This is a genomic window from Streptomyces sp. NPDC003077 (assembly GCF_040611095.1).
Lineage (GTDB): Bacteria > Actinomycetota > Actinomycetes > Streptomycetales > Streptomycetaceae > Streptomyces.
In genome coordinates this window covers 107,716-131,206 of record NZ_JBEXNM010000007.1, presented here as the reverse complement: position 1 = coordinate 131,206, position 23,491 = coordinate 107,716, and the positions used below count along the sequence as shown (strand labels likewise).

Genomic DNA, 23,491 nt, shown 5'->3' with positions numbered 1-23,491 from the left:
GCGCGTTCGTGTCCGTCCGTGAAGGTGTCGTGTGGCGGGATGGGACGGGCGGGGTTCGTTCGTGTCCGTCCGTCCGTGAAGGGGCCTTGGGGCGGGACGGGGACGGGCGGGGTTCGTTCGTGTCCGTCTGCCCGTGAGAGTGCCCTGCGGCGGAACGGGGACGGATAGGGGCTTCGTAGGCGTCCGTCCGTGGATGTTCCGTGAGGCGTACGGGAATGTCCCGTGAGGCGTGCGGGGCGATGAACAGCTGTTGCGGCAAGGCCGGTTCCGGAATGCGGACCCGGCCTTGTGCAGTGTTGATCGTGTGGCATGATGCAGGACAGGTCACGAGTGACAGCGACACAGGCCCCGGCCCGCTGTCCGGCAACCCTCCGTCCGTGGCGGGGTGCCCCGGGTGATGACCAGGTCGCAGGCAACGAGGTCTGCGGCAAGCGCGGATCCCTCGCCAGGGATCCTGGTCTTCGAGGGAGTTCTTCCGTGATTCAGCGAATGCGATAGGGCCGTCGGCCCCCTTCTCCGCTTCTCCGGGCGCGTAGCCCGGTTCCTTCGGGATCGTTTCCGGTTCTTCCGGGGCCACTTCCGGCTCCTTCGGACCGCTTGCGGTTCCGCTTCTCCTTCCGCTCCGCCGTGCCCGCGCACGCGGTGCGTTCGCCTGCCTCTCCACGGAGTTCGCCATGTCTGTTTCCGCCGTCGCCACCGACACCGCCGTCTGCGATCCGCTGCCCGTCCTGGGGCGCGACGTCCTGGTCCCGCTGGTCACCGGCGGGCAGATCGACTACGCGGCACTGGACTACGCGGCCAGCGCGCCCGCCCTCCAGCGGGTGTGGGACGACGTCGCCGCGTACGCCCCGTACTACGGCAGCGTGCACCGCGGGGCGGGCTACCTCTCGCAGCTCTCCACCGACCTGTTCGAGAACAGCCGGGCCACGGTCGCGGAGTTCCTCGGCTGCCGGGCGGACGACCAGGTCGTCTTCACCCGCTCGACGACCGACTCGCTGAACCTGCTGGCCGCCGTACTGCCGCCGGGCACCCGGGTGTTCGTCTTCGAGACGGAACACCACGCCTCGCTGCTGCCCTGGGAGCGGCGCGCCGACCTCGCGGTGACCTACCTCGACGCGCCGCGCACGCCGGGGCAGGCGGTGGACATCCTGGAGCGGGCGCTGACGGAGCGGGAGCCCTACGGGCCCGCGCTGGTGTGCGTCACGGGTGCCTCCAACGTGACCGGCGAGCTGTGGCCCGTGCGGGAGCTCGCGGCGGCGGCGCACGCGCACGGGGCGCGCATCGTGCTGGACGCGGCCCAGCTCGCCCCGCACCACCCCGTGGACCTCGCCGAACTGGACGCCGACTGGGTGGCCTTCTCCGGCCACAAGCTGTACGCGCCCTTCGGCGCCGGCGTGCTGGCCGGACGCGCGGACTGGCTGCGGGACGCCGAGCCGTACCTCGCGGGCGGCGGCGCCAGCCGGTCGGTGACCCGGCGCCCGGACGGCGGGGTGGCCGTCGACTGGCACACCACGGCAGCCCGCCACGAGGCCGGCTCCCCGAACGTCATCGGGGCCTACGCCATCGCCTCCGCCTGCAAGGCGCTCACCGAGGCGGGCCTGGAGAACCTGGTCGCCCGCGAGCAGGCGCTGATCGCGCGGCTGCGGGCGGGGCTGGCCGAGGTCCCCGAGGTGAAGGTGCTCTCGCTGTTCGGGGACGACGCGCCGCGGGTGGGCGTGCTGTCGTTCGTGGTGGAGGGGTGGAACAGCTCGCACTTCGCGGCGGCGCTCTCCGCGGAGTACGGGATCGGCGTGCGCGACGGGCTGTTCTGCGCCCACCCGCTGGTGCGGACGCTGCTCGGCGGCGAGCCGGACAGCCCGGCGGAGTGCGGCGCGCCGGACGCGGCGCCCGGCGAGAAGCCGCTGAACGCCATCCGGGTCAGCTTCGGTGCCGGTACCCCGGACGAGCATGTGGAGCGGTTCCTGCGGGCCGTCGGGGAACTCGTCCGGGACGGCGCGCGCTGGAACTACCGGACCGAGGGCGGGCGGTGCGTGCCGGACACGTCGGCGTGACCCTGGGGGTCGGTGGGGCGTCGGCGTGACGGCGCGGTGCCGGTGGGGCGTCGGCCTGATGCAGCGAGGCCGGCGGGGCGTCACCACCCCGTCGGCCCGCCCGCCGGTTCAGGAGTCCAGGCCGATGGCGAACGCCGCTTCCAGGTCGTGCTGGGAGTACGTACGGAAGGCGATGTGCGTCTCGGTGCCGGCCACGCCGGGGATCTTGCTGATCCGGCCCGGGATGACGTCCGCGAGGTCGTCGTGCTTGGGCACGCGGACCAGCGCGATCAGGTCGTACACACCGGTGACCGAGTAGACCTCGCTGACGTGCTCCAGCGCGGCGATCTTCTCCGCGATCTCCGGGATCTGGTCCACGCTCGTCTTGATGAGCACGATCGACGTGATCACGGTTGGCTCTCTCCCTCGGTCGCCCGTTCCGCCTTGCCGGCGACCACACTATCTCCCCGGTAGCGCACCCACGCGTACAGGAATCCGAGGGAGAAGCCCACGACGTGCGCGAGGTAGGCGACGCCGGGCCCGCCGGCGTCCCGCTGGGCGGCCACCGCCTGGAGGGCGAACCAGAACAGCAGCACCACCCACGCCGGGAAGCGCAGCGGCAGGAAGAAGAGGAACGGGTAGAGGCTGGTCACCCGCGCCCGGGGAAAGAGATAGAGGAAGGCCCCGAGCACCCCGGAGATCGATCCGGAGGCGCCGACCAGGGTTTCGTCGGACCCGGAATGCGCGGCGGCGTAGCCGAGCAGCGCGACGTAGCCGGTCAGGACGTAGAAGACCGCGAAGTGCAGTCGGCCCATCCGCGCCTCGGTCATACCGCCGAAAACGTGGAGGAAGAGCATGTTGCCCAGCAGGTGCAGCCAGCCCCCGTGGACGAACAGCGCGGTCAGCGGCGTCGCCAGGGCGCGCGTGGCGCCGCTCCACAGTTCGCGCGGGATGACCCCCCACCGTTCGAAATACACCGTCTGGGCCCGAACGAGAGCGGCACCGGCGCCGTACGTCCCGGTGAGCCCGCAGGTGGGCCCGACGAGGAAGACCACGCAGCAGGCGGCGATCAGGACGTTCGTCATCCGGGAGAACACGGCACGGGCCGCGCGGGGCGACCGGGGAAGAAGGGACCGGAGCGGGGCCGTCATGAAGTGATCATGGCGCAATCGGTCGCAATCAGGACAGAGCGCCTCGCCGTAGGCTCCCCGGTGGGCACGCACCGCATCCGGTGTCCGTCAGGCCGTAGGGTAACGGTCGGTACGACACGTACCGACGCAGTCCGACGGCGCACCGCGTGCATCCCCCGAACGACGGTCCGCGCGTACGCACGGGCCGTCGAGCCTGACGAAAGAGGACGACATCATGGCTGTTCCCCTGCCGACGGACGGGACCCGGTGGCGCTGCGCCCTGTGCGGCAACCTGACGCGTTTTGACGTGACGCGCCGGTCGGAGACCGTGGAGTACGTGCACCTCGACCTGGCCGGGGTGCCGAACGTGGAGGAACGCAAGGTCCTCAGTGAGAGCATCGAGTCCGTGCGCTGCCGCTGGTGCGACGCGGTCGACCAGATCGAACTGGTGGACCGGCCGGGCGCGAGCGCCTGAGACCAGCGCCTGAGAACGGAGCGATGCAGTAGTGGTGGAGCGTCCAGAAGAGTCCGCGGCGGCGGAGCACGATGCCGTGGGCGGTGCGGCGGCCGACGCCGAAGAAGTGCTGGACCGTCCACTGCCCGAAGGCGTGCGGCGCCGGGTCGTGGCGCTCACCGCGGACGCGTTCGGCGGCCTGACGGTCGCCGAACTCCCGCCGCCGCTGCGCCAGTACGCCCGGTTCACGCCCGGCCGCCGGGCCAAGTTCGCCGGGAACGCCATGGCGACCGCGCTGGAGAACGACGCGGTCTTCCGGCAGCGGATCGCGGGCAAGGTCCGGCTGGCCCACGCGGAACTGGCCGAAGCGCTGGACCACGGCACCCCGCCCGCCGCCGCCGACCCGCTGGACGTCGCGGCGGCGGCCTACGTGCTGCGCCCGCAGGGCTGGGTCAAGATCGTGGAGGCGGCGGCAGAAGAGGCGCAGCGGGCGGGCGCCGAACGGGCCGGCGAGGAGGCCGAGCGCGAGCTCGCACGGCTGCGTGACGAGCTCGCGCAGGCGCGCGCGCAGGCGCGGACCGACACCGAGCGGGTGCGCGCGGACCTGGAAGCCGCGCGCAAGGAGAACGACTCGCTGCAGCGCAAGCTGCGCAGCGCCCTCAACGACGTGCGGCGCGGCGAGGCCGCGGTGCGCAAGGCCGAGGGCGAGATCGAATCCATGCGGGCGCTGGCCGCCGCCGAGAAGGCCCAGGCCGACAGCGAGAACCGGCGGCTGCGCGCCCGGGTCGCGGAGGCCGAGGCGGCGCTGGAGGCCAGCCGCCGCGCGACGCGCGAGGGGCGCAGCATCGAGGACGTCCGGCTGCGCCTGCTGCTGGACACGGTGCTGGACGCGGCCCAGGGGCTGCGCCGGGAGCTGGCGCTGCCGCCCGCCGGCGTCCGCCCGGCGGACACCGTGGACGCGGTGGCGCCCGGGAAGATGACCCCGAAGGACATCGCCACCCGCGCCCTCTCGGAGACCGACCCGGCGCTGCTGGACCAGCTCCTCGCGCTGCCGCAGGCCCACATGGTCGTGGACGGCTACAACGTCACCAAGACCGGCTATCCCACGATGCCCCTGGACAAGCAGCGGCTGCGGCTGCTGGGCGGGCTCGCGGTGCTGGCCGCGCAGACCGGCGCCGAGATGACCTGCGTGTTCGACGGGGCGGAGCTGGCGGCGCCGGTGCTGCTCGCGCCGCCGCGCGGGGTGCGGGTGCTGTTCAGCAAGCCCGGCGTGACGGCGGACGAGCTGATCCGCCAGCTCGTGCGGGCCGAGCCGCCCGGCCGCCCGGTGGTCGTGGTCTCCACCGACCGCGAGGTGGCCGACGGGGTGGCGAAGGCCGGTGCCCGGCCGGTGGCGTCGGCGCTGCTGCTGAAGCGGCTGGCGCGGACCTGAGGGGTCGGCCGTCGGTGCCGGGTCTCGGTTGCCGAGTGCCGGGTGCCGTGTCGTCGCGATGACCAGGTGCGTGCCGGGTGTCGTGTCGTCATGTGTCCGGCGTTGTCGGTTGTCGTGCCGTCCCGTGCTCGGTGTGTGTCGGTTGTCGTGCCGTCACGTGCCTGGTGCGGGTCGGGGGTTGCTGCCGGAGCGTCAAGTCCTCACTACGGCCCGTGTGACGTTGGTAAAGGATGGGGCCCGTGACGCAGATTTTTCCTATGAGGATTTGAAGGGATCACAACTCGGTTACTAAGGTCGGGCCTCGAACCTTCATGCAGGTGATCATCCATCGGGGATGAACAGTGAAGGAACCGCCGAGTCCGCGGCGTTCGCGCGGAGCCGGGGTCTGACACCCCCCACTTACCCGGTAGGCGGCTGGAGGAAGAAGGAGCTCGCCTTCGTGGCGTCCCACCGTCGACCCAAGCAGCCGAGCCGTACTCGCGTGACCGTGCTCACCGCCACCGCAGCGGCTGCTGTCGCTCTGTCATCGCAGGCTGCCGCCCAAGCCGCCCCGAAGCCTTCCAAGCAGGACGTGAAGGCCGAGGTGGACAAGCTCTACGAGCAGGCGGAGCAGGCCACCGAGAAGTACAACGGCGCCAAGGAGAAGCAGGAGAAGCTGCAGAAGGAGGTGGACCGCCTCCAGGACAAGGTCGCGCGCGGCCAGGACGAGCTCAACGAGCTCCGCAAGGGCCTCGGTGCGGTGGCCTCCGGCCAGTACCGCAGCGGCAGCATCGACCCGTCGGTGCAGCTCTTCCTCTCCGGTGACCCCGAGACGTATCTGGACAAGGCCTCCACGCTGGACCAGTTGAGCGGCCAGCAGGCCCAGCAGCTGCAGGCCATCGCGGACAAGCAGCACCGTCTGGCGCAGGAGCGCGACGAGGCCTCGAAGAAGATTCAGGACCTCGCCGACACCCGCAAGTCGCTGGGCGACCAGAAGGACCAGGTTAAGGGCAAGCTCGCCAAGGCCCAGGAACTGCTGAACTCCCTCACCGCCAAGGAGCGCGCGGAACTCCAGAAGCAGGAGCAGGAGCGCGCCAGCCGCGGCACCGGCGACCGGCCGACCCTGAACGGCGGCGGTGGAGGGACGACGGCCAAGCCGGACCTGGGCAAGGACGCGCCGTCCTCGGGCCGCGCCGCCGCCGCGCTCGCCGCCGCGGCCACGAAGATAGGTTCGCCCTACGTCTGGGGCGCCACCGGCCCCTCGTCCTTCGACTGCTCGGGCCTGACCTCCTGGGCGTACCAGCAGGCCGGCCAGCCGCTGCCGCGCACCTCGCAGGCGCAGGCCGGGGCCGGCACCCGGCTCGGCATGAGCCAGCTCAAGCCGGGCGACCTGGTCCTCTTCTACGGCGACCTGCACCACATCGGCCTGTACGCGGGCAACGGCCAGGTCCTGCACGCGCCGAAGCCGGGCGCGTCGGTGCGCTACGAGTCGATCAACAACATGCCGTTCCAGTTCGGCGTGCGGGTCTGAGACGTGCGCGGCCGGCAGGTACGCGCCTGAGACGTGCGCGACCGGTGTGTACGCGTCCGAGATGTGCGCGACCGGCAGGTACGCGCCTGAGACGTGCGCGACCGGTGCGTACGCGTCCGAGATGTGCGCGGCCGGCAGGTACGCGCCTGAGACGTATGCGACCGGTGCGTACGCGCCTGAAGGCGTCCGCCTCTGAGGGCGTACGGATCTGAGGCGTCGTGCGCGGTGGGGGGCGCGCGACGCCGAAGAGTGCGGATCCGAAGCGTGCGGATCCCAGCGAGCTGTGCCGATGTGTGGGCCCCGGGTGCTCCCGGGGCCCACACATGTGTGTTGAGGGGGTGCGACCGCGCGTGCGGGGCGTGCCGCGGCGCGTCCGGGCCGTGGCGTCCTTGAGGACGGGAGGGCGGGCGGCGGCTCGTACGGAGCGGACGCGGCCGGTGTGTTCGCGTCCGGAGCGTACGGGCGTGCGACCCCGTATGCCGCCCGCCGCGCGGGTCCGCGCGGTCCCGGGCGCCGTCCGGAGGCCGTTCGCTCACGCCCGTATGACCACGCTGAGCGACGGGGCGCGCGCCGAACGGGCCCTTCCCACTCCGACGTGCCGCCCGATCGAGCGAATCGCGGCCCCCGCCGCTGACTTCCCGCGCCGCCGGTGACCTGCGAAGTCGTCGGCGGGGCGGCTTTTGTCGCACGAGCGGAGGTCGTTGGCCGCGGCGTATCGGCGCGGTTACTGTCTGCCCTCGCAGCGCAGCCGCCGGTCAGCGACCGCCCGTCCCGGGCGGCAGCGGCTGCCTACGGAAGGAGTGCGGCCCACGTGGCGTCCCACCGCCGTACCTCGCAACCCGGACGGGTCGCGGTGACCAGGGTCACCGTTCTGTCCGCCCTCGCCGCCACCGCCGCGGCGCTCACCCCCGCTGCCCCCGCCAACGCCGACCCCCACCCCTCCCGTTCCGACGTCAGGGCACGTGTCGACGCCCTCTACGTCCAGGCCGAGCGCGCCACCGAGAAGTTCAACGCGGCCGAGGAGCGCGTGAAGAAGCTGCGCGACGAGACCGCCCGCCTCCAGGACCGCATGGCCCGCGAACAGGAGCGGATCAACCGGATGCGGGGACGGATCGGCGCCCTCGCCGCCGCCCAGTACCGCTCCGGCGGCATGGACCCCACCGTCCGGCTCGTCTTCTCCGAGCGCCCCGCCGACTACCTCGACAAGGCCGCGGCCCTCGACCGCGTCAACCGCGTGCACGCCGACGAGGTGCGCGAACTCCAGCAGGCCCAGCGGTCGCTGAAGCAGCGGCGGCACGAGACGGGGGAGCGGCTGGCCGACATGGAGGCCAGCCGCCGTGAGGTGGCCCGTCACAAGAAGTCCGTCGAACACCGGCTCGCCGCCGCCCGGCGGCTGCTGGACTCCATGGCGCCCCCCGAGCGGAAGGCGTACGACCGGGCCTCCCGGGGTGACGGGCGCGATGGCACGCTGCCCGGCCTGTACGGCGCGGTCGCCGCGTCCGGGCGGGCCGCGATCGCGGTGGCGGCGGCGCGGTCGGCCGTCGGACTGCCCTACGCGTGGGGGCAGTCCGGGCCCTCGGCGTTCGACTGTTCCGGGCTCATGCAGTGGGCCTACGCCCGCGCCGGGGTCTCGCTGCCGCGCACCTCGCAGGCGCAGCGGTCGGCGGGCCGGGCGGTGTCGCTGCGCCAGGCCAGGCCCGGTGACCTGGTGATCTACCGCAGCGACGCGAGCCACGTGGGCATGTACGTGGGCGGCGGGCAGGTGGTGCACGCGCCCTACCCCGGCGCGCGGGTGCGGTACGACCCGGTGGGGATGATGCCGGTGTCGTCGGTGACGCGGCCGTGAGCGCCTCGCCTTCGGGGTGGGGCCGGGCACCAGCGGCCCTCGTTGGTGCTGTGACGCGTCGTGGCGGTCGGTGTTCGATCGTCCCTGGTCAGTGGCGCGTTCCGGGCTGACTATTTCCTTTCCCGCTCGTTTCCCGTCCCGTGCGGGCCACCCATACGATCAGTTTCGTGGCAGGTCAACGGGTGGGCCGACGGGCGGAGCGACGGCCGGGCCGGGGACGACCGTTCAAAGTCGTGGGATCTTCGGTGCTGCTCGTTCTGCTGCTGGTCGTGGTCGCCGGCTGTACGGGGCCGAGCGGTGGGCACTCCGGCACGCCGGAGATCCAACGGCTCCTGGACGCCCGGGCGGCGGCGGTGCTGGACCGGAACGCCGGCGCCTTCCTCACCACCGTCGATCCGCGCGCCACCGGCTTCCGCGACCGGGAGCGGCGCATGTTCGCCAATCTCGCCGAGGTGCCGTTGGCCGACTGGCGCTACGAGCTGGTGCGCACCGGCGCCTTCGACCTCCCTGCGGCCGGTTCCGGCGACCGGCGGGTGGCGGCCGAAGTCCGGCTGCGGTACCGGCTCGACGGATACGACACCGCGCCGGTCACCGCCGTCCAGTACCTCACGCTCGTCGACCGCGACGGCCGCTGGCGCATCGCCTCCGACGCGGACGGCGCGCGGACCGGACGGCGCACCGCGCGGCAACTGTGGGACCAGGGCCCCGTGGACCTCGTCCGGGGCCGGCACAGCATCGTCCTGGGCGCGGGCGATCCCGGACGGCTGCGCGAGCTGGCCGAGCGGACGGACGCGGCGGTGCCCGCCGTGCGGAAGGCGTGGCCCGGCAAGTGGGCCGGGCGGGTGGTGGTGCAGGCCCCCGCGTCGCTGGAGCGGATGGCGCAGCTGCTGGGCGCCACGGACCCGAGCGGCTACCGGGGCATCGCGGCGGTCACCACGGGCGAGACCGGGGCCGCGTCCGGGGCGACCCCGGCCGACCGGGTCATCGTCAATCCGGAGGCGTACGAGGAACTGAACGACCTCGGGCGGCAGATCGTCCTGACCCACGAGACCACCCACGTCGCGACGCGGACGGCCACGACGCCCGCGACCCCGCTGTGGCTCTCCGAAGGGTTCGCGGACTGGGTGGCCTACCGCGGCACGAAACGCCCGGCGGGCATCGCGGCCCCCGAACTCTCCCGCGCCGTCGCCACCGGCCGGACCCCGCGCGCCCTGCCCGCCGACGGCGACTTCACCTTCAGCCGGGACGCGGACCAGCTGGCCCAGGCGTACGAAGGCGGCTGGCTGGCCTGCCGCATGATCGCCGACAAGTGGGGGGAACGGCGGCTGACGTCCTTCTACCAGGCGGTGGGCAGGCGGACGACACCCGCGGACCCCGCCGAAGGCACGGCCGCCGACCGGAGCGGGGCGCGGGCGCACGGCGTACGGCAGGCGCTGCGCGCCGAGCTGGGAGTGGATCTGGGCGAGTTCACGCGGGCGTGGCGGGCTTATGTGGTGGGGGCGCTGGACTGAGGGGTCCGGGCCGTGGGGGTCGGTGGCCCTTTCCGGTTCCGGGGTTCGGGCGCGGGCGGTCCGGTGGCTTGATGCGGTCCGGTTGGTGGCTTGATGCGGTCGGTTGGTGGCTTGATGCGGTCCGGCCGGAGGTGCTTCCCGTGGTCTTTGTTCGGGGGCGGTGTTCGGTACGTCGGTCGTAGGGCGGCTGGTTGTGGGGCGTCGCTCGTGGTGCATCGCTGGTGGGCGTCGCTCGGGGGCTGCTTGTGGGGCATCGCTTGCGTCGCTCGGGAGACTGCTTGTGGTGCGTCGCTTGTGGGCGGCTGCTTGTGGGGCGCCGCGCCGCGCCGTCCTCGTCCACGGTCGTGACCGCGGGCGACGGGCATGATGCAGGCAGCGGAACGGCCGGTGAGCACGGCGGACGAACCTGGCGGAGGTGCGCGTTGACCAGGACCAGGACCAGGACCAGGACCAGGGACGGTGACCGCGCCCGGCGCGTCCCCGGCAGGGTGGGCGCGATGCGTGTCGCGGCGCCGATCGCCGGGTGGGCCGCGACCCGAGCCGTGCTGCTGCTCTGCGTCTTCAAGGTGCTGACGCCCTCGGGCCCGGACGTCACCAGTGACGTTTCGGTCATCTATCAGGGCTGGGCCCAGGTGCTGGGCACCGGGACCTTCCCCATGGACGACGTGACCTGGCAGTATCCGCCGGCCGCCGCGCTGCCCGTCCTCGCGCCCCGTCTGCTGCCCTTCCTCGGCTACGCGCCGGCCTTCTTCGTCCTGGCCTGCGCCGCCGACGCCGCCGTGCTCGCGCTGTTCCTGTACGCGGGCCGGCGCCCGGGCAAACGCCTGGCCGGGGCGTGGGTGTGGGTCGCCGGGGTTCCGCTCCTGGGGCCGACCGCCTACGCCCGGTACGACCTGATGGTGACCGCCGTCGCCGTCGCGGCCCTCTTCGCCGCCGCCCGGCACCCGCGCGTGGCGGGCGCGCTGATCGCCTTCGGCGCGCTGCTGAAGGTCTGGCCCGCGCTGCTGCTGTGGGGCGCGGCACGGGGTCGGCGGGCCCGCGCCATCTGGGGAGCGGCGCTGGCGGGCGTCGTCGTGCTGGCCGTCCTCCTGGTGGCCGCCGCGCCCGGCGCGCTGGCCTTCCTGTCCTTCCAACGGGACCGGGGCACGGAGGTGGAGTCGCTGGGCGCGCTCGTCTTCCACGTCGCCCGGCACTTCGGCTGGCCCGGTGAGGTGCTGCTGAACTACGGCTCCGTGGAGTACGTCGGCCCCTACGTCGGGGTCGTCAGCGGCGCGGCGCTCGCGCTGACCGGCGCGGCGTTCGGCTGGCTGCTGCTGTGGCGGCTGCGGGCCCGCGCCTTCCCGCCCACGGTGCTCGCGGACGCCTCGTTCGCCGCCGTGCTGCTGTTCACGACGACCAGCCGGGTCATCAGCCCGCAGTACATGGTCTGGCTGGTCGGCCTCGCCGCCGTCTGCGTGACCGCGCGGTCCGGGCGCCAGGGCCTGCCCGCCGTCCTGGTGCTGGCCGCGACCGGGGTGACGTTCCTGGAGTTCCCGATCTGGTTCTCGCACGTCGTGGAGGGCGACTGGCTCGGTATCGCCTTGCTGGCGGTGCGGAACGGGTTGCTGGTCGCGGCGTCGTTGATCGTTTGCCGGAGGTTGTGGCGGGCGTGCGGGGGCGTACGGCCTGTGCCTGAACCTGCGACGGTGGCCCGGCAGTATCAAGCCCGTCCGGCGTTTGAGGACGACGCCTCCGGCGTTTACCGGGTCCCAGAATCACCCGCCGCCCGTCCGTGAGCCTGTACCCGCGCTCGCCGGGGTGTTCTCAAGCGCCGGACGGGCTGGAGATGAGGCGTTGCCCTCGCCCGGCCTGTACCAGTAGACGGTGGCTCGGCAGTATCAAGCCTGTCCGGCGTTTGAGGACAACGCCTCCGGCGTTTACCGGGTCCCAGAATCACCTGCCGCCCGCCCGTGAGCCTGTACCCGCGCTCGCCGGGGTGTCCTCAAGCGCCGGACGGGCTGGAATGTGGCGGGCTCGGCTCCCGGAGCACGGATGTGGCCGGCTGCGGCTCGTGGCGGCTCCTGTTACTGCGTCCTCAAGCGCCGGACGGGCTGGAGGTGGCGGGCCCGGCCCGATCTCGGCCCGGCAGGGAAATCGCGGCTCGTCGCGGCTTCCGTCACTGTGTCCTCAAGCGCCGGACGGGCTGGAATATGGCGGGCCCGGCCCGAAAGGTGCGGGCCTCGGCTCCCGGTGCCGGAGCCGGGCACCGGGCGGGCCGGGAATGAGGCGATGCCCTCACCCGGCCCGTGAAGAGAACCCGGTACTGTGCCAGGGCAATGGACAAGACGCTGATCGTCACGAACGACTTCCCGCCCCGACCTGGTGGTATCCAGGCGTTCCTGCACAGCATGGCGCTGCGCCTGGACCCGGAACGGGTCGTCGTCTACGCCTCGACCTGGAAGCGCGGCCGGGAGGGCGCCGAGGCCACCGCGCGGTTCGACGCGCAGCAGCCGTACCCCGTCGTGCGGGACCGTACGACCATGCTGCTGCCCACGCCCCGCGTCACCGCCCGCGCCGTGGAACTGCTGCGGGAACACGGCTGCACGTCGGTGTGGTTCGGGGCCGCCGCTCCGCTCGGCCTGATGGCTCCGGCGCTCCGCCGGGCCGGCGCGCGGCGGATCGTGGCGACCACCCACGGGCACGAGGCGGGCTGGGCGCAGCTCCCCGGTTCGCGGGAGTTGCTGCGCCGCATCGGCGAGGGCACCGACACGATCACCTATCTCGGCGAGTACACCCGTTCCCGGATCGCCCGCGCGCTGACGCCCGCCGCCGCGGCGCGCATGGTGCAGCTTCCGCCGGGCGTGGACGAGACGACCTTCCACCCCGGTTCGGGCGGGGACGAGGTACGGGCCCGGCTCGGGCTGACCGGGCGGCCGGTGGTGGTGTGCGTGTCGCGGCTGGTGCCGCGCAAGGGGCAGGACACGCTGATCGAGGCGATGCCCCAGGTGCTGGCCGCCGTCCCGGACGCGGTGCTGCTGATCGTCGGCGGTGGCCCGTACGCGGGCCGGCTGCGCGCGCTCGCCGCGGAGAAGGGCGTCGCGGACGCGGTGCGCTTCACGGGCGCGGTGCCGTGGGAGGAGTTGCCCGCGCACTTCGGCGCGGGGGACGTCTTCGCCATGCCGTGCCGGACCCGCCGGGGCGGGCTGGACGTCGAGGGGCTGGGGATCGTCTACCTGGAGGCGTCGGCGACCGGGCTCCCGGTGGTGGCGGGCGACTCGGGCGGCGCACCGGACGCGGTGCTGGACGGCGAGACCGGCTGGGTGGTGCCGGGCGGCGCCCCCACCCCCACCGCCGAGCGGCTGGTGGCCCTCCTTCAGGACCCCGGTCTGCGCCGCAAGATGGGCGAGCGGGGCCGCGCCTGGGTAGAGGAGAAGTGGCGCTGGGACCTGCTGGCGGAGCGGCTGCGGGAGTTGCTGTAGGGGAGGGAGGGGCTGATGTCCCTCTCTGACGAGGCAAGGGCCGGTCGCGAACTACGACGCGATCGGCCCTTCCCTGTCGTCGGCCCCTCGCCGTTGAGGGGACCCCGTCACTTCCGGTACAGCGCCTCGATCTCCTCGGCGAAGTCGCGCGCCACGATGTTCCGCTTGAGCTTGAGCGAGGGCGTGATGTGCCCCGACTCCTCCGTCAACTGGGTCGGCAGAATGCGGAACTTGCGGACGGACTCGGCCTTGGAGACCGCCGCGTTGCCGTCGTCCACGGCCCGCTGGACGGCGGCCAGCAGTTCCGGGTCCTCGCGGAGTTCGGCGGTGCTGCGGCCGGTGCGGCCGTGGTCGGCGGCCCAGCGCGGCAGGAAGTCCTCGTCCAGGGTGACCAGCGCGGCCACGAAGGGGCGGCCGTCGCCGACGACCATGCACTCCGCGACCAGCGCGTGCGCCCGGATGCGGTCCTCGATCACGGCGGGCGCGACGTTCTTGCCGCCCGCCGTCACCAGGATCTCCTTCTTGCGGCCGGTGATCGTCAGGAAGCCGTCGGCGTCCAGGGTGCCGAGGTCGCCGGTGTGGAACCAGCCGTCGGAGAGGGCTTCCTTGGTCGCCTTCTCGTTGTTCCAGTACTCCGTGAACAGGTGCTCGCCGTGCAGCAGCACCTCGCCGTCGTCGGCGATCCGCACCACCGAGCCGGGCAGCGGCTGGCCGACGGTGCCGATCTTCGGCTTGTCGTACGGGTTGAAGGCGGTCGCCGCGCACGACTCCGTCAGGCCGTAGCCCTCCAGGGCGGTGAAGCCGACGCCCCGGTAGAAGTGGCCCAGCCGCTCGCCCAGGGGAGCGCCGCCGGAGATGGCGTGGGTGGCCCGGCCGCCGAGGACGGCGCGCAGCTTGCCGTAGACGAGCTTGTCGAAGACCTTGTGCTTGATCCGCAGGCCGAGGGAGGCGCCGCGCGGGGTGTCCTGGGCGCGGCTGTAGGCGATGGCGGTGTTGGCGGCCAGGTCGAAGATCTTGCCCTTGCCGTCGGCCTCGGCCTTGGCGCGGGCGCCGTTGTAGACCTTCTCGAAGACCCGGGGGACGCCCAGGATCAGCGTGGGCCGGAAGGACGCGAGGTCGTCGGTGAGGTTCTTGATGTCGGGCGCGTGCCCGAGCTTGATGGGGGCCATGGCGGAGGCCACCTGCACCAGCCGGCCGAAGACGTGCGCCACCGGGAGGAAGAGGAGGACGGACGCCTCGCCGGTGCGGAAGAGGGGCTTGAGGCGTTCGACGACGTTGCCGCACTCGGCGAAGAAGCTGCGGTGGCTGAGCACGCAGCCCTTGGGGCGGCCGGTGGTGCCCGAGGTGTAGACGATGGTGGCGGGGGAGTCGGCGTCGGCGAGGGCGCTGCGTTCCTCCACCTCCTCGTCGGAGACCGAGCCGCCGGCCGCGCGCAGCCGCGCGACGGCGTCCCGCTCGATCTGCCAGATGTTCGCCAGCTCCGGCAGCTGATCCCGGACGGACTCCACCGCGGCCTCGTGGGCGGGGCTCTCCACCAGGCAGGCCACCGCGCCCGAGTCGCCGAGGATCCACTGGATCTGCTCGGCGGAGCTCGTCTCGTACACGGGGACGGTGACGGCGCCCGCGCTCCAGATGGCGAAGTCCAGCAGCGTCCACTCGTACCGGGTGCGCGACATCAGCCCGATCCGGTCGCCGGGCTGGATGCCGGCCGCCATCAGGCCCTTGGCGACGGCGCGGACCTCGGCGAGGAAGGCGGCGGCGGTGACGTCCTCCCAGCGGCCGTCGACCTTGCGGCCCATGACGGCGATGTCTGGGCGCTGCGCGGCGTTGCGGCGGGGGAGATCCGCCAGGTTGCCGTCCGCGGGGACCTCGTACAGGGCCGGAAGGCTGAACTCGCGCAAGACTGCTGCTCCTCATTGGCGTCACGCCGCTGTGTGCCGGCCGGCTGCGGTCCACGATCGGGCAGGGGGATTTGGACTGCCCGGACGTTACCCACCGGTATTGCTTTAGGGATAGGGGGTCGTGGCCAGATGTTCGATGCGTCACACGCCGCGGAGGGCCCGGCGGCTCACCCCTTGGGACGACTGGGCGCAGACTAGACCAGGCTTTCGGTGACGCGGAAGTAACCGCAGGTCGCAGGGCCCTCCCGGAGACCTGGTGGAGGGATCTAGGGTGGCCGTCATGCGCGTGCACGTGGTCAGTGATGTACATGGCAACAGCCGGGACCTCGCCACGGCGGGCGACGGCGCCGACGCCCTCGTCTGCCTGGGCGACCTCGTCCTCTTCCTCGACTACGCAGACCATTCGCGCGGCATCTTCCCCGACCTGTTCGGCGTCGAGAACGCGGACCGGCTGGTGGAGCTGCGCAACGCCCGCCGCTTCGAGGAGGCCCGGGAACTGGGCCGCCGGCTGTGGGGCGGGGTGACCGACCTCCCCGGCGGGCGGCAGGCCGTCATAGAGCAGGCCGTCCGCAAGCAGTACGCCGAACTGTTCGCCGCCTTCCCCACCCCGACGTACGCCACCTACGGCAATGTCGACATGCCGGGTCTGTGGCACGAGTACGCCGGGCCCGGTACCACCGTGCTGGACGGCGAGCGGGTGGAGATCGGCGGGCTGGTCTTCGGGTTCGTCGGCGGCGGGCTGAGCACGGCGATGCGCACGCCGTACGAGATCAGTGACGAGGAGTACGCCGCCAAGATCGAGGCGGTCGGGTCGGTGGACGTGCTGTGCACGCACATCCCGCCAGACGTCCCCGAGCTCTGCTACGACACCGTCGCCCGCCGCTTCGAACGCGGCAGCTCCGCCCTCCTGAAGGCCATCCGCGCCACCCGTCCCCGGTACTCCCTCTTCGGGCACGTCCATCAGCCACTGGCCCGGCGGATGCGGATCGGAGCGACGGAGTGCGTCAATGTGGGGCACTTCAACGCTACGGGGCGGCCGTTCGTCTTGGAGTGGTGAGTTGTCTGGGGTCTGGTATCCGGTGCCGGTCTTCGGTTTCTGCTGTCCGGTCTTTGATCTTCGGTGCCTGCTGTCCGGTCTTTGATCTTCGAGCTCCGCTCTCCGGTCCTCGGGGGCCGGGGAAGGTTGGGCGGCGCGGGCGGTGGGACTCGTACGCGGACGGTGACGGTTACGGGTGCCCCCGGCCGTCCGGCGCCGGGCGGCCCCGTGCCCGTCCGCCGTGGCGGCCCGCGGGGCGTGGGGCAGGGCGGGTCAGGCCCTCTTCCGCCGCGCGGTAGCCTTCAGCAGCAGGGATAGCGTCTGGCCGAACGGCACGAAATCGGCATGGAGGAGTCACGGCGATGGCCGAACACACCAGCTCTAGCATCACGATCAAGGCGACGCCCGCCGACGTGATGGGAGTGATCGCCGACTTCGAGCGCTACCCCGAGTGGACCGGCGAGGTCAAAGAGGCCGAGGTGCTCTCCAAGGACACCGAGGGCCGCGCCGAGCAGGTGCGGCTGGTGCTGGACGCCGGCGCCATCAAGGACGACCACACCCTCGCGTACACCTGGACCGGCGCCCACGAGGTCGCCTGGTCCCTGGTGAAGTCCCAGATGCTGCGGTCGCTGGACGGCTCCTACCGGCTCGCCCCGCTGGACGGCGGGCGGCAGACCGAGGTGACGTACCAGCTCACCGTCGACGTGAAGATCCCGATGCTCGGGATGATCAAGCGCAAGGCGGAGAAGGTCATCATCGACCGCGCGCTCGCCGGGCTGAAGGCCCGCGTCGAGAGCGGCGCGGCGGGCCCCGCCGACGAGGCGAAGCGGCTCTGAGGGTGCGCACGGTACTGGTCACCGGTCTGGGCGGCGCGGGCCGCACCACCCTCGCCGCCGCGACCGCGCTGGCCGAGGCCCGGCGCGGGCGGCGGGTGCTGCTGCTGACGGCCGGGGGCGGCGCCGCGGACGCCGTGCTGGGCGTCCGCCCGGAGGCCGGCGCCCCGGTGGCGGTGGCCGAGGGGCTGTGGGTGGCGCGGGTGGACTCCGGGGACCGGTTCCGCCGCGAGTTCCTGGCGTTCCAGGAGCGCGCGGGCGCCGCGCTGGACTTCTTCGGCGCCACGCCCCTGGACGAGGACGAGCTCACCGAACTCCCGGGCTCCCCCGAGTTCGCCCTGCTGTACGCACTGCGCGCGGCGCACGAGGCGCAGGCGTGGGACCTGGTGGTGGCGGACATGCCGCCCGCTGCGGAAACGGTCCTGCTGCTGGGGCTGCCCGAACAGGCCCGCCGCTACCTGCGCCGCCTGCTGCCCCCCGAACGCCAGGCCGCCCGGGCCCTGCGCCCGGTGCTCGCCCAGCTCGCGGGTGCCGCCATGCCCGCCCAGAAGCTCTACGAGGCGGCCGAGCGCTGGGAGCGCGAACTCGCCGCCGTCCAGCGGATGATCGACGACCCCGGCACGACCGTGCGGATCGTCACCGAGGCGGGACCGGTCGCGGTCGCGGGCCTGCGCGCGATACGCGCCGGACTGGCGCTGTACGGCCACCGGACCGACGCCGTACTCGTCAATCGCCTGCTGCCCACCAACTCGGCCGAACCCTTCCTCGCCGGGCTCTCCGGCCGCCAGCAGACCGCCCTCAAGGCACTCCGCGAGGAGTTCGGACCCGTCCCGGTGCGCGAGGTGCCGCACCTGGGATTCGATCCGCAGGGGCCGGACGAGCTGGCGGAGTTGATCGACGGGACGACGGGCGAGGTGGGCGCGGCGGACGGGTCTGCGCCGGATGACGGCGGCGGCGCGCTGGCGGGCCACGGTGAGTACGGCACACCTCCGTCGGCCGCCGGTGACTCAGCCTCGTACCGCCACGTGGACGACGACCCGTGGATCGTTGAAGACCGCCTCGCCGCGGACGGTCTCCTCCTCTGGAAGATCCCGTTGCCCGGGGCCGACCGGGACGGGCTGGGACTGGTCCGCCGGGGCGACGAACTCATCGTGACCGTCGGCCGGTTCCGGCGCATCCGCACGCTTCCTTCCGCACTGCGCCGCTGCACCGTGTCGGGTGCGGGGCTGCGTGACGGTGCGCTGCACGTCCGCTTCGCTCCGGACCCGGCGCTGTGGCCTGCCGGTCGGTGAGCCGTTCCGACATGCGCTGAGACCGCTGAGCGCTGGTGCCGCGGGGTGGCCGTTCGGTTGTCCTCGTTGTCGGGCGGTTGCCGGCGCCGTTGTTGCGGCGGGGCGGGTGGCTGGGTGTGGCTGTTTTGGCCTGGTTGTTGGCTGTCGGTCGTTGGGTGTGGCTGTTTCGGCCCGGTTGTTGGCCGTCGGTCGCTGGGTGTGTGGCTGTTTCGGCCTGGTCGTTGTCGGTGGGCTGCTGGGTGTGGCTGTTTCGGCCCGGTCGTGCCGGTGGGCTGCTGGGTGTGGCTGTATCGGCCCGGTCGTGTCGGTGGGCGGTTGCGGTGTGGCTGTTTTGGCCTGGTCGTTGGCTGTCGGTCGTGAGTGTGGCTGTTTTGGTCCGGTCGTTGGCCGTCGGTGGTTGGGATGGCTGTTTTGGTCCGGTCGTTGGCTGTCGGTCGTTGGGTGTGGCTGTTTCGGCTCGGTCGCTGGCCGTCGGTCGCTGAGCGTGGCTGTTCGGGGAGCGGTCGCCGCGTACCGCCGTTCAGGTAACGTCAAAGGAAGGTCCAGCCGAACGACTGCCCGCGGGCAGTGCCGCCTCGCCGCCAGGAGCCCCCATGAGCGAAGCCACCGAGCGCCCCGCCGACCGCGCGCCGGAACCCGACGCCGACGCCTGGGCGACGGCCTGCGCCGAGGACCTCGCGGCCGAGAAGGCGCGCCGTCGGGCCCAGTACGGGCCGCCGCCGGGCAGCGCGGCCGAGGAGCTGCGCCGCCTCGCCGAGGCGGTCACCGAAAAGCTCAGCGGCATCCAGCTCCCCGGTGCGCTCGCCGGAATGGCCGCGCAGGGCGCCGTCCACCGTGTCCTGCGGCAGGCCAAGGCCGCCGTGGAACCCGTCATCGAGCGCAACCCGGACGTCTTCGACCACCTCGCCGCGGCCGGCTCGGAGCTGCTGGCCGCCTACCGCTCCGTCGTGGAGAGCAGCGAGCGGCGGTGGACGCGGGGCGCCGCGGACGACGGGGCCACGGGGGACGGCCCCACGCGGGATGCCGGGACGTCCGGTGCCACGGCTGGGGCGGACGAGCCCCGCGAAGCGCGTGATCCCGACGAAGACCGCCGTCCTCGGGACGAGGGCGGTCCCGCGGGCAGCGAGCGCATCGACCTGGACTGACGACCGGCCGGCGACGGACGGCGGACGGCGTGATCCCGTCCGCGCCGGGCACGCCCGCGTACGCGTCGGCCCGCGCGCCCGCCCTGGTCGGCGGCGTGCGGCCAGCGCGCCGATCTCGGCTGTCTCGACCGTTCCGCGGCTCCGGTACGGTTGCATGCGGCGGGGTTCGAGCGAATAACTGAGGGACACATGGGACTCACCATCGGCGTCGACATCGGCGGTACCAAGATCGCGGCCGGTGTGGTCGACGAAGAGGGCACGATCCTGGAGACGTGCAAGGTGCCGACCCCGCGGGCCACGGACGAGCTGACCGAGGCGATCGCCGCCGCGATCAAGGCGGTCGGAAGGGGCCAGGAGATCGAGGCCGTCGGCATCGGTGCCGCCGGTTACGTGGACGAGAAGCGGGCCACGGTCCTCTTCGCCCCGAACATCGACTGGCGCCACGAGCCGCTCAAGGACAAGGTCGAGCAGCGCGTCGGCCTGCCCGTCGTGGTCGAGAACGACGCCAACGCCGCGGCCTGGGGCGAGTACCGCTTCGGCGCCGGCCAGGGCCACAGCGACGTCATCTGCATCACGCTCGGCACCGGCCTGGGCGGCGGCATCATCATCGGCAACAAGCTGCGCCGCGGCCGGTTCGGCGTCGCCGCCGAGTTCGGGCACATCCGGGTCGTCCCGGACGGCCTGCTGTGCGGCTGCGGCAGCCAGGGCTGCTGGGAGCAGTACGCGTCCGGCCGGGCGCTGGTGCGCTACGCGCGGCAGCGCGCCTTCGCCACCCCCGAGAACGCCGAGATACTGCTGTCCATGGGCGACGGCACCTCCGAGGGCATCGAGGGCCGGCACATCAGCGAGGCCGCCCGCAAGGGCGACCCGGTCGCCATCGACTCCTTCCGCGAGCTGGCCCGCTGGGCGGGCGCCGGGCTCGCCGACCTGGCGTCGCTGTTCGACCCGTCCGCCTTCATCGTCGGCGGCGGCGTCTCGGACGAGGGCGAGCTGGTGCTCGACCCGATCCGCAAGTCCTTCCGGCGCTGGCTGGTCGGCAACCAGTGGCGCCCGCACGCGCAGGTGCTGGCCGCGCAGCTCGGCGGCAAGGCCGGGCTCGTCGGGGCCGCGGACCTGGCCCGGCAGGGCTGATCCGCCATGGCTGAGAGCGCGCCCCTGCCCGCGTCCGCGACCGAGCCGGACGCCGCGGTCGTCCGCGTTCTCAGCTACAACATCCGGTCGATGCGCGACGACCGGGCGGCGCTGGCCCGGGTCATCCGGGCCTGTGCGCCCGATCTCGTGCTCGTCCAAGAGGCGCCGCGGTTCTTCCGCTGGCGCAAGGCCGTGACGGCGCTGGCCCGGGCGTGCGATCTGGTGCACGTCACGGGCGGCGCCACGGCCGCCGGGCCGGCGATCCTCTCGTCCCTGCGCGCCCACGTGGAGCACGCGGAGGACGTGCTGCTGCCGCGCACCCCCGGCCTGCACCAGCGGGGTCTGGCGACCGCCGTGGTGCGGATCGGGGGCGCGCGGCTCGGCGTGGTCAGCTGCCACCTGAGTCTGAACGCGGGGGAGCGCGACCGGCAGGCGGAGCTGCTGCTGGAGCGGCTGGCGCGGTGGGACGGGCGGGGCGGGCGCCCGGTCGTTCCGCACGCCGTCGTCGGCGGTGATCTCAACGACCGGCCGGACGGGCGGGCCTTCCGGCGGTTGGCGGGCTCGCTCACCGATGCCTGGGCCGCCGCGCCGTGGGGTGGTGAGTACACCTCGACCCCCACCGATCCGCACCAGCGCATCGACGCGCTCTTTACGACGCCTGGCGTGCGGGTTCTGGGCTGCGGGGTTCCTTACGATCTGCCGGGCGTCCGATCGGAGGATCTGCGCGCGGCCACCGATCATCTGCCGGTGCTGGCGGCGTTGCGGGTGCCGGTGGGGGTGTAGGGGCGGCTTAGGGGCGGGCCGGTGGGCGGTGCGCCTTTTGTTTTCGTGCGGGGGCGGGGCCTGAAGCGGGTGCGGGGCGGTGGGTCGTGCGCCTTCTCTTTCGCGTGGTCGGGTCCTGTCGCGGGTGCTGCCCGGTGGGTCGTACGCCTTGTGTTTCGTCCGGGGTCGGGGCCTGTCCGCGGGTGCGCCCCGGTGGTCGGTGCGCCTGCTGTTTCTTACGGGGTCGGGGCCGCCCCGGGGTACCTCCTCGCGGCAGTTGCGCCTCCCCGACGCGATGTAGGTCACCGGCCGCCGCGCCCCAGTCCGCTGCGGGGGCACCCCGGGACGTCCCCTTCCGTCGGTTGGCGGCTGATCGTCGGTGGGGGCGGGCATCTGTGGGGAGGACGGGCCCCCGGCCCGTACAGCACGACACATGAGGCGCCCCGTTCCCGCATGCGACGAGACCGTCCCCCAGTCGTGGACGGTCTCGTCGCGTGTGGGGAAGATCAGACCACCGCGCCGCCGCCCGGCAGATCTTCGTCGTCCTCGTCGTCGCTCTTCATCCGGGCGATCAGGGTGGCGAAGCCGCCCAGGAATCCGCCGATGCCTAGGACGGTGACCCACCAGGTGATCGGCTGGCGGAAGAGAACCATCAGGACGAGCAGCAGCGGGCCGCCGAGCACCGCGAGCCAGGCGAATTTGGAGGTCACGTCGGCCTGGGGGAGTGGTGGGTCGGGCTGGACGAAGTGGCCCTCGTCCGTTTCGTCGAAGTCGTCGTCGGATGCCTCGGCCGCTTCCCAGTCGCGCGGCCCGACACCGGGGGCGAACACGATGAAGCTGCCCACCGGGCGGCCCGTGGACGGGTCGCTCTTGGGCGGGCCGTCCACGGGGGTGCCGGTGGCGGGGCGGGTGTCCTCGGTGGCGGGGGTGTCGGTGGTCCGTTCGACGGCCGGTGGCTTCGTGAAGTCCTTGATGTCCTTCACGTTCTTCGGGCCGGTGGACGATCCGTCGTCCTTCTTCAGGTTGGCGACCGGTCCGTCGTCCGGGGTGGGGAAGTCCGGTTGTTCGCCGTAGCCGGCCACGATCTCGGCCCAGGCTGCTTCCTCGTCCAGCGGATCGCGGGGATCGCGGGGGCTACGCTCCACCACTGGCGGTCTGTCCCTCCCGGTTCGTCGCTCCCTGCGCGCCGGGCGCGAGACGGGCGATGAAGTCGTGGCTTTCCTTGAAGATCAGTTCGGCGTCGTGGTCCAGGGTCGCGACGTGGTAGCTGTGCTCCAGCAGCCGCTGCCGGATGTCGGTGGAGGAGACCCGGCTCAGGATGCGTTCCGAGTCGGCGGGTGAGACCACGTGGTCCTGTGGGCTCGTCATGACGAGCAACGGCTGTGTGACATGCGGCAGTTCGTCGTCGACGAGCCGGAGGAAGCGCCGCAGCGAGTGCGCGGCGTGCAGCGGGACCCGTGAGTAGCCGATCTCGTGGGAGCCCGGCTTGGCGATGTCGTCGGCCACGCCCTTGGTCGTACGGATGACGTGCCGCAGCACCGGCAGCAGCGGGGCGGCGGCGTCGCGCAGCTTGTTGGCGGGGTTGACGACGATCACCCCGCGGATCGCGTCGCCGTGTCGGGCGGCCAGTCGCAGGGCCAGCGCCCCGCCCATCGACAGCCCGCAGACGAAGACCTGGGAGCACTGCTCGGTGAGCACCCGCAGCTCCCGGTCGACCTCCGCGTACCAGTCCTGCCAGGTGGTGAGCTGCATGTCCTGCCAGCGGGTGCCGTGGCCGGGCAGCAGCGGGAGCGAGACGGTCAGCCCCCGGTCGGCCAGGGACTCGGCCCACGGCCGGACGGACTGGGGGGAGCCGGTGAAGCCGTGGCATACGAGAACGCCGACCTCTCCGCCGTCACGGCGGAACGGCTCGGCACCGGGTAGGAGCGGCACCGGGGGACTCCGATCGATGAGGGGGCCTGGAGGGTTAACTGAAGAGTACGCGGAGCACCGCCCACCGGGTAGGTCGAACGGCCCTTCG

19 protein-coding genes and 1 riboswitch are annotated in these 23,491 nt (G+C 72.9%); of the genes, 14 read left to right on the top strand and 5 right to left on the bottom strand.

Features of this window, described 5'->3' with window-relative positions; all coding sequences use genetic code 11:
- Nucleotides 1-322 precede the first annotated feature (322 nt).
- Nucleotides 323-440: riboswitch (SAM riboswitch) on the top strand.
- Between the two features lie 234 nt (nucleotides 441-674).
- Nucleotides 675-2,051 (top strand): aminotransferase class V-fold PLP-dependent enzyme, encoded by a 1,377-nt coding sequence (locus ABZX96_RS07580; RefSeq protein WP_355539422.1) that lies wholly within the window; start codon nucleotides 675-677, stop codon nucleotides 2,049-2,051.
- Nucleotides 2,052-2,159: 108 nt separating this feature from the next.
- Here ABZX96_RS07580 and ABZX96_RS07575 read toward each other — a convergent pair whose 3' ends face one another.
- Together ABZX96_RS07575 and ABZX96_RS07570 are read right to left on the bottom strand one after the other, a co-directional pair.
- A complete protein-coding gene (locus tag ABZX96_RS07575; RefSeq protein ID WP_355539419.1) occupies nucleotides 2,160-2,441 on the bottom strand; it encodes an Lrp/AsnC ligand binding domain-containing protein in 282 nt (93 codons plus the stop codon).
- A complete protein-coding gene (locus tag ABZX96_RS07570; protein ID WP_355539416.1) occupies nucleotides 2,438-3,181 on the bottom strand; it encodes a rhomboid family intramembrane serine protease in 744 nt (247 codons plus the stop codon). The genes ABZX96_RS07575 and ABZX96_RS07570 overlap by 4 nt, the downstream gene beginning before the upstream one ends.
- 214 nt (nucleotides 3,182-3,395) lie before the next feature.
- On the opposite strand from ABZX96_RS07570, the gene ABZX96_RS07565 reads away from it, so the two are divergent.
- The 7 genes from ABZX96_RS07565 (at nucleotide 3,396) to ABZX96_RS07535 (ending at nucleotide 13,371) form a co-directional block, all read left to right on the top strand.
- The gene (locus tag ABZX96_RS07565) at nucleotides 3,396-3,635 is read left to right on the top strand and encodes a hypothetical protein (RefSeq protein ID WP_355539413.1); all 240 of its coding nucleotides are present in this window, start codon (nucleotides 3,396-3,398) and stop codon (nucleotides 3,633-3,635) included.
- A gap of 76 nt (nucleotides 3,636-3,711) precedes the next feature.
- Nucleotides 3,712-5,046: an NYN domain-containing protein gene (locus ABZX96_RS07560; protein WP_355539595.1), complete on the top strand. Its 1,335-nt coding sequence runs from the start codon at nucleotides 3,712-3,714 to the stop codon at nucleotides 5,044-5,046.
- A 439-nt stretch (nucleotides 5,047-5,485) separates the two neighbouring features.
- Nucleotides 5,486-6,556, top strand: a complete 1,071-nt coding sequence (locus tag ABZX96_RS07555; RefSeq protein ID WP_355539410.1) for an NlpC/P60 family protein — start codon at nucleotides 5,486-5,488, stop codon at nucleotides 6,554-6,556.
- 811 nt (nucleotides 6,557-7,367) lie between these two features.
- Nucleotides 7,368-8,402 carry an NlpC/P60 family protein gene (locus ABZX96_RS07550; RefSeq protein ID WP_355539407.1) on the top strand — a complete coding sequence of 345 codons (1,035 nt, stop codon included), beginning with the start codon at nucleotides 7,368-7,370 and terminating at the stop codon, nucleotides 8,400-8,402.
- A 233-nt stretch (nucleotides 8,403-8,635) separates the two neighbouring features.
- Nucleotides 8,636-9,913, top strand: a complete 1,278-nt coding sequence (locus tag ABZX96_RS07545) for a hypothetical protein (RefSeq protein ID WP_355539404.1) — start codon at nucleotides 8,636-8,638, stop codon at nucleotides 9,911-9,913.
- A 497-nt stretch (nucleotides 9,914-10,410) separates the two neighbouring features.
- On the top strand, nucleotides 10,411-11,688 hold the full coding sequence (locus ABZX96_RS07540) for a glycosyltransferase 87 family protein (RefSeq protein WP_355539401.1): 1,278 nt from the start codon (nucleotides 10,411-10,413) through the stop codon (nucleotides 11,686-11,688).
- A gap of 540 nt (nucleotides 11,689-12,228) precedes the next feature.
- Nucleotides 12,229-13,371, top strand: coding sequence for a glycosyltransferase family 4 protein (locus ABZX96_RS07535; RefSeq protein WP_355539398.1), 1,143 nt, complete (start codon nucleotides 12,229-12,231; stop codon nucleotides 13,369-13,371).
- Between the two features lie 107 nt (nucleotides 13,372-13,478).
- On the opposite strand, the gene ABZX96_RS07530 is transcribed toward ABZX96_RS07535, so the two are convergent.
- A complete protein-coding gene (locus ABZX96_RS07530; protein ID WP_355539395.1) occupies nucleotides 13,479-15,272 on the bottom strand; it encodes an AMP-dependent synthetase/ligase in 1,794 nt (597 codons plus the stop codon).
- Nucleotides 15,273-15,564: 292 nt separating this feature from the next.
- Between ABZX96_RS07530 and ABZX96_RS07525 the strand changes: the two genes are divergently transcribed.
- The 6 genes from ABZX96_RS07525 to ABZX96_RS07500 all read left to right on the top strand — a co-directional run bounded on the left by ABZX96_RS07525 (nucleotide 15,565) and on the right by ABZX96_RS07500 (nucleotide 21,492).
- Nucleotides 15,565-16,329, top strand: a complete 765-nt coding sequence (locus tag ABZX96_RS07525) for a metallophosphoesterase (protein ID WP_355539592.1) — start codon at nucleotides 15,565-15,567, stop codon at nucleotides 16,327-16,329.
- 341 nt (nucleotides 16,330-16,670) lie between these two features.
- Nucleotides 16,671-17,144, top strand: a complete 474-nt coding sequence (locus ABZX96_RS07520) for an SRPBCC family protein (RefSeq protein WP_355539392.1) — start codon at nucleotides 16,671-16,673, stop codon at nucleotides 17,142-17,144.
- Nucleotides 17,145-17,146: 2 nt separating this feature from the next.
- Nucleotides 17,147-18,433, top strand: a complete 1,287-nt coding sequence (locus ABZX96_RS07515) for an ArsA-related P-loop ATPase (protein ID WP_355539389.1) — start codon at nucleotides 17,147-17,149, stop codon at nucleotides 18,431-18,433.
- Between the two features lie 593 nt (nucleotides 18,434-19,026).
- Nucleotides 19,027-19,578, top strand: a complete 552-nt coding sequence (locus ABZX96_RS07510) for a DUF5304 domain-containing protein (RefSeq protein WP_355539386.1) — start codon at nucleotides 19,027-19,029, stop codon at nucleotides 19,576-19,578.
- A 189-nt stretch (nucleotides 19,579-19,767) separates the two neighbouring features.
- Nucleotides 19,768-20,709, top strand: coding sequence for an ROK family glucokinase (locus ABZX96_RS07505; protein WP_355539383.1), 942 nt, complete (start codon nucleotides 19,768-19,770; stop codon nucleotides 20,707-20,709).
- Nucleotides 20,710-20,715: 6 nt separating this feature from the next.
- On the top strand, nucleotides 20,716-21,492 hold the full coding sequence (locus ABZX96_RS07500) for an endonuclease/exonuclease/phosphatase family protein (protein ID WP_355539380.1): 777 nt from the start codon (nucleotides 20,716-20,718) through the stop codon (nucleotides 21,490-21,492).
- Nucleotides 21,493-21,977: 485 nt separating this feature from the next.
- Here the strand turns inward: ABZX96_RS07500 and ABZX96_RS07495 are convergent, their stop codons facing one another.
- Both ABZX96_RS07495 and ABZX96_RS07490 read right to left on the bottom strand, forming a co-directional pair.
- Entirely contained in the window at nucleotides 21,978-22,619 is a 642-nt protein-coding gene (locus ABZX96_RS07495; protein WP_355539377.1) for a hypothetical protein, read from the bottom strand.
- Complete coding sequence (locus ABZX96_RS07490; RefSeq protein ID WP_355539374.1) at nucleotides 22,606-23,403, bottom strand: alpha/beta fold hydrolase; 798 nt, start codon at nucleotides 23,401-23,403, stop codon at nucleotides 22,606-22,608. The genes ABZX96_RS07495 and ABZX96_RS07490 overlap by 14 nt, the downstream gene beginning before the upstream one ends.
- Nucleotides 23,404-23,491 lie beyond the last annotated feature (88 nt).

Bases quoted from the DNA above. Each gene is read 5' to 3' on its own strand.
- ABZX96_RS07580 (WP_355539422.1), top strand. From the start codon at position 675: ATGTCTGTTTCCGCCGTCGCCACCGACACCGCCGTCTGCGATCCGCTG.
- ABZX96_RS07570 (WP_355539416.1), bottom strand. From the start codon at position 3,181: ATGACGGCCCCGCTCCGGTCCCTTCTTCCCCGGTCGCCCCGCGCGGCC.
- ABZX96_RS07565 (WP_355539413.1), top strand. From the start codon at position 3,396: ATGGCTGTTCCCCTGCCGACGGACGGGACCCGGTGGCGCTGCGCCCTG.
- ABZX96_RS07540 (WP_355539401.1), top strand. From the start codon at position 10,411: ATGCGTGTCGCGGCGCCGATCGCCGGGTGGGCCGCGACCCGAGCCGTG.
- ABZX96_RS07535 (WP_355539398.1), top strand. From the start codon at position 12,229: ATGGACAAGACGCTGATCGTCACGAACGACTTCCCGCCCCGACCTGGT.
- ABZX96_RS07520 (WP_355539392.1), top strand. From the start codon at position 16,671: ATGGCCGAACACACCAGCTCTAGCATCACGATCAAGGCGACGCCCGCC.
- ABZX96_RS07510 (WP_355539386.1), top strand. From the start codon at position 19,027: ATGAGCGAAGCCACCGAGCGCCCCGCCGACCGCGCGCCGGAACCCGAC.
- ABZX96_RS07505 (WP_355539383.1), top strand. From the start codon at position 19,768: ATGGGACTCACCATCGGCGTCGACATCGGCGGTACCAAGATCGCGGCC.
- ABZX96_RS07500 (WP_355539380.1), top strand. From the start codon at position 20,716: ATGGCTGAGAGCGCGCCCCTGCCCGCGTCCGCGACCGAGCCGGACGCC.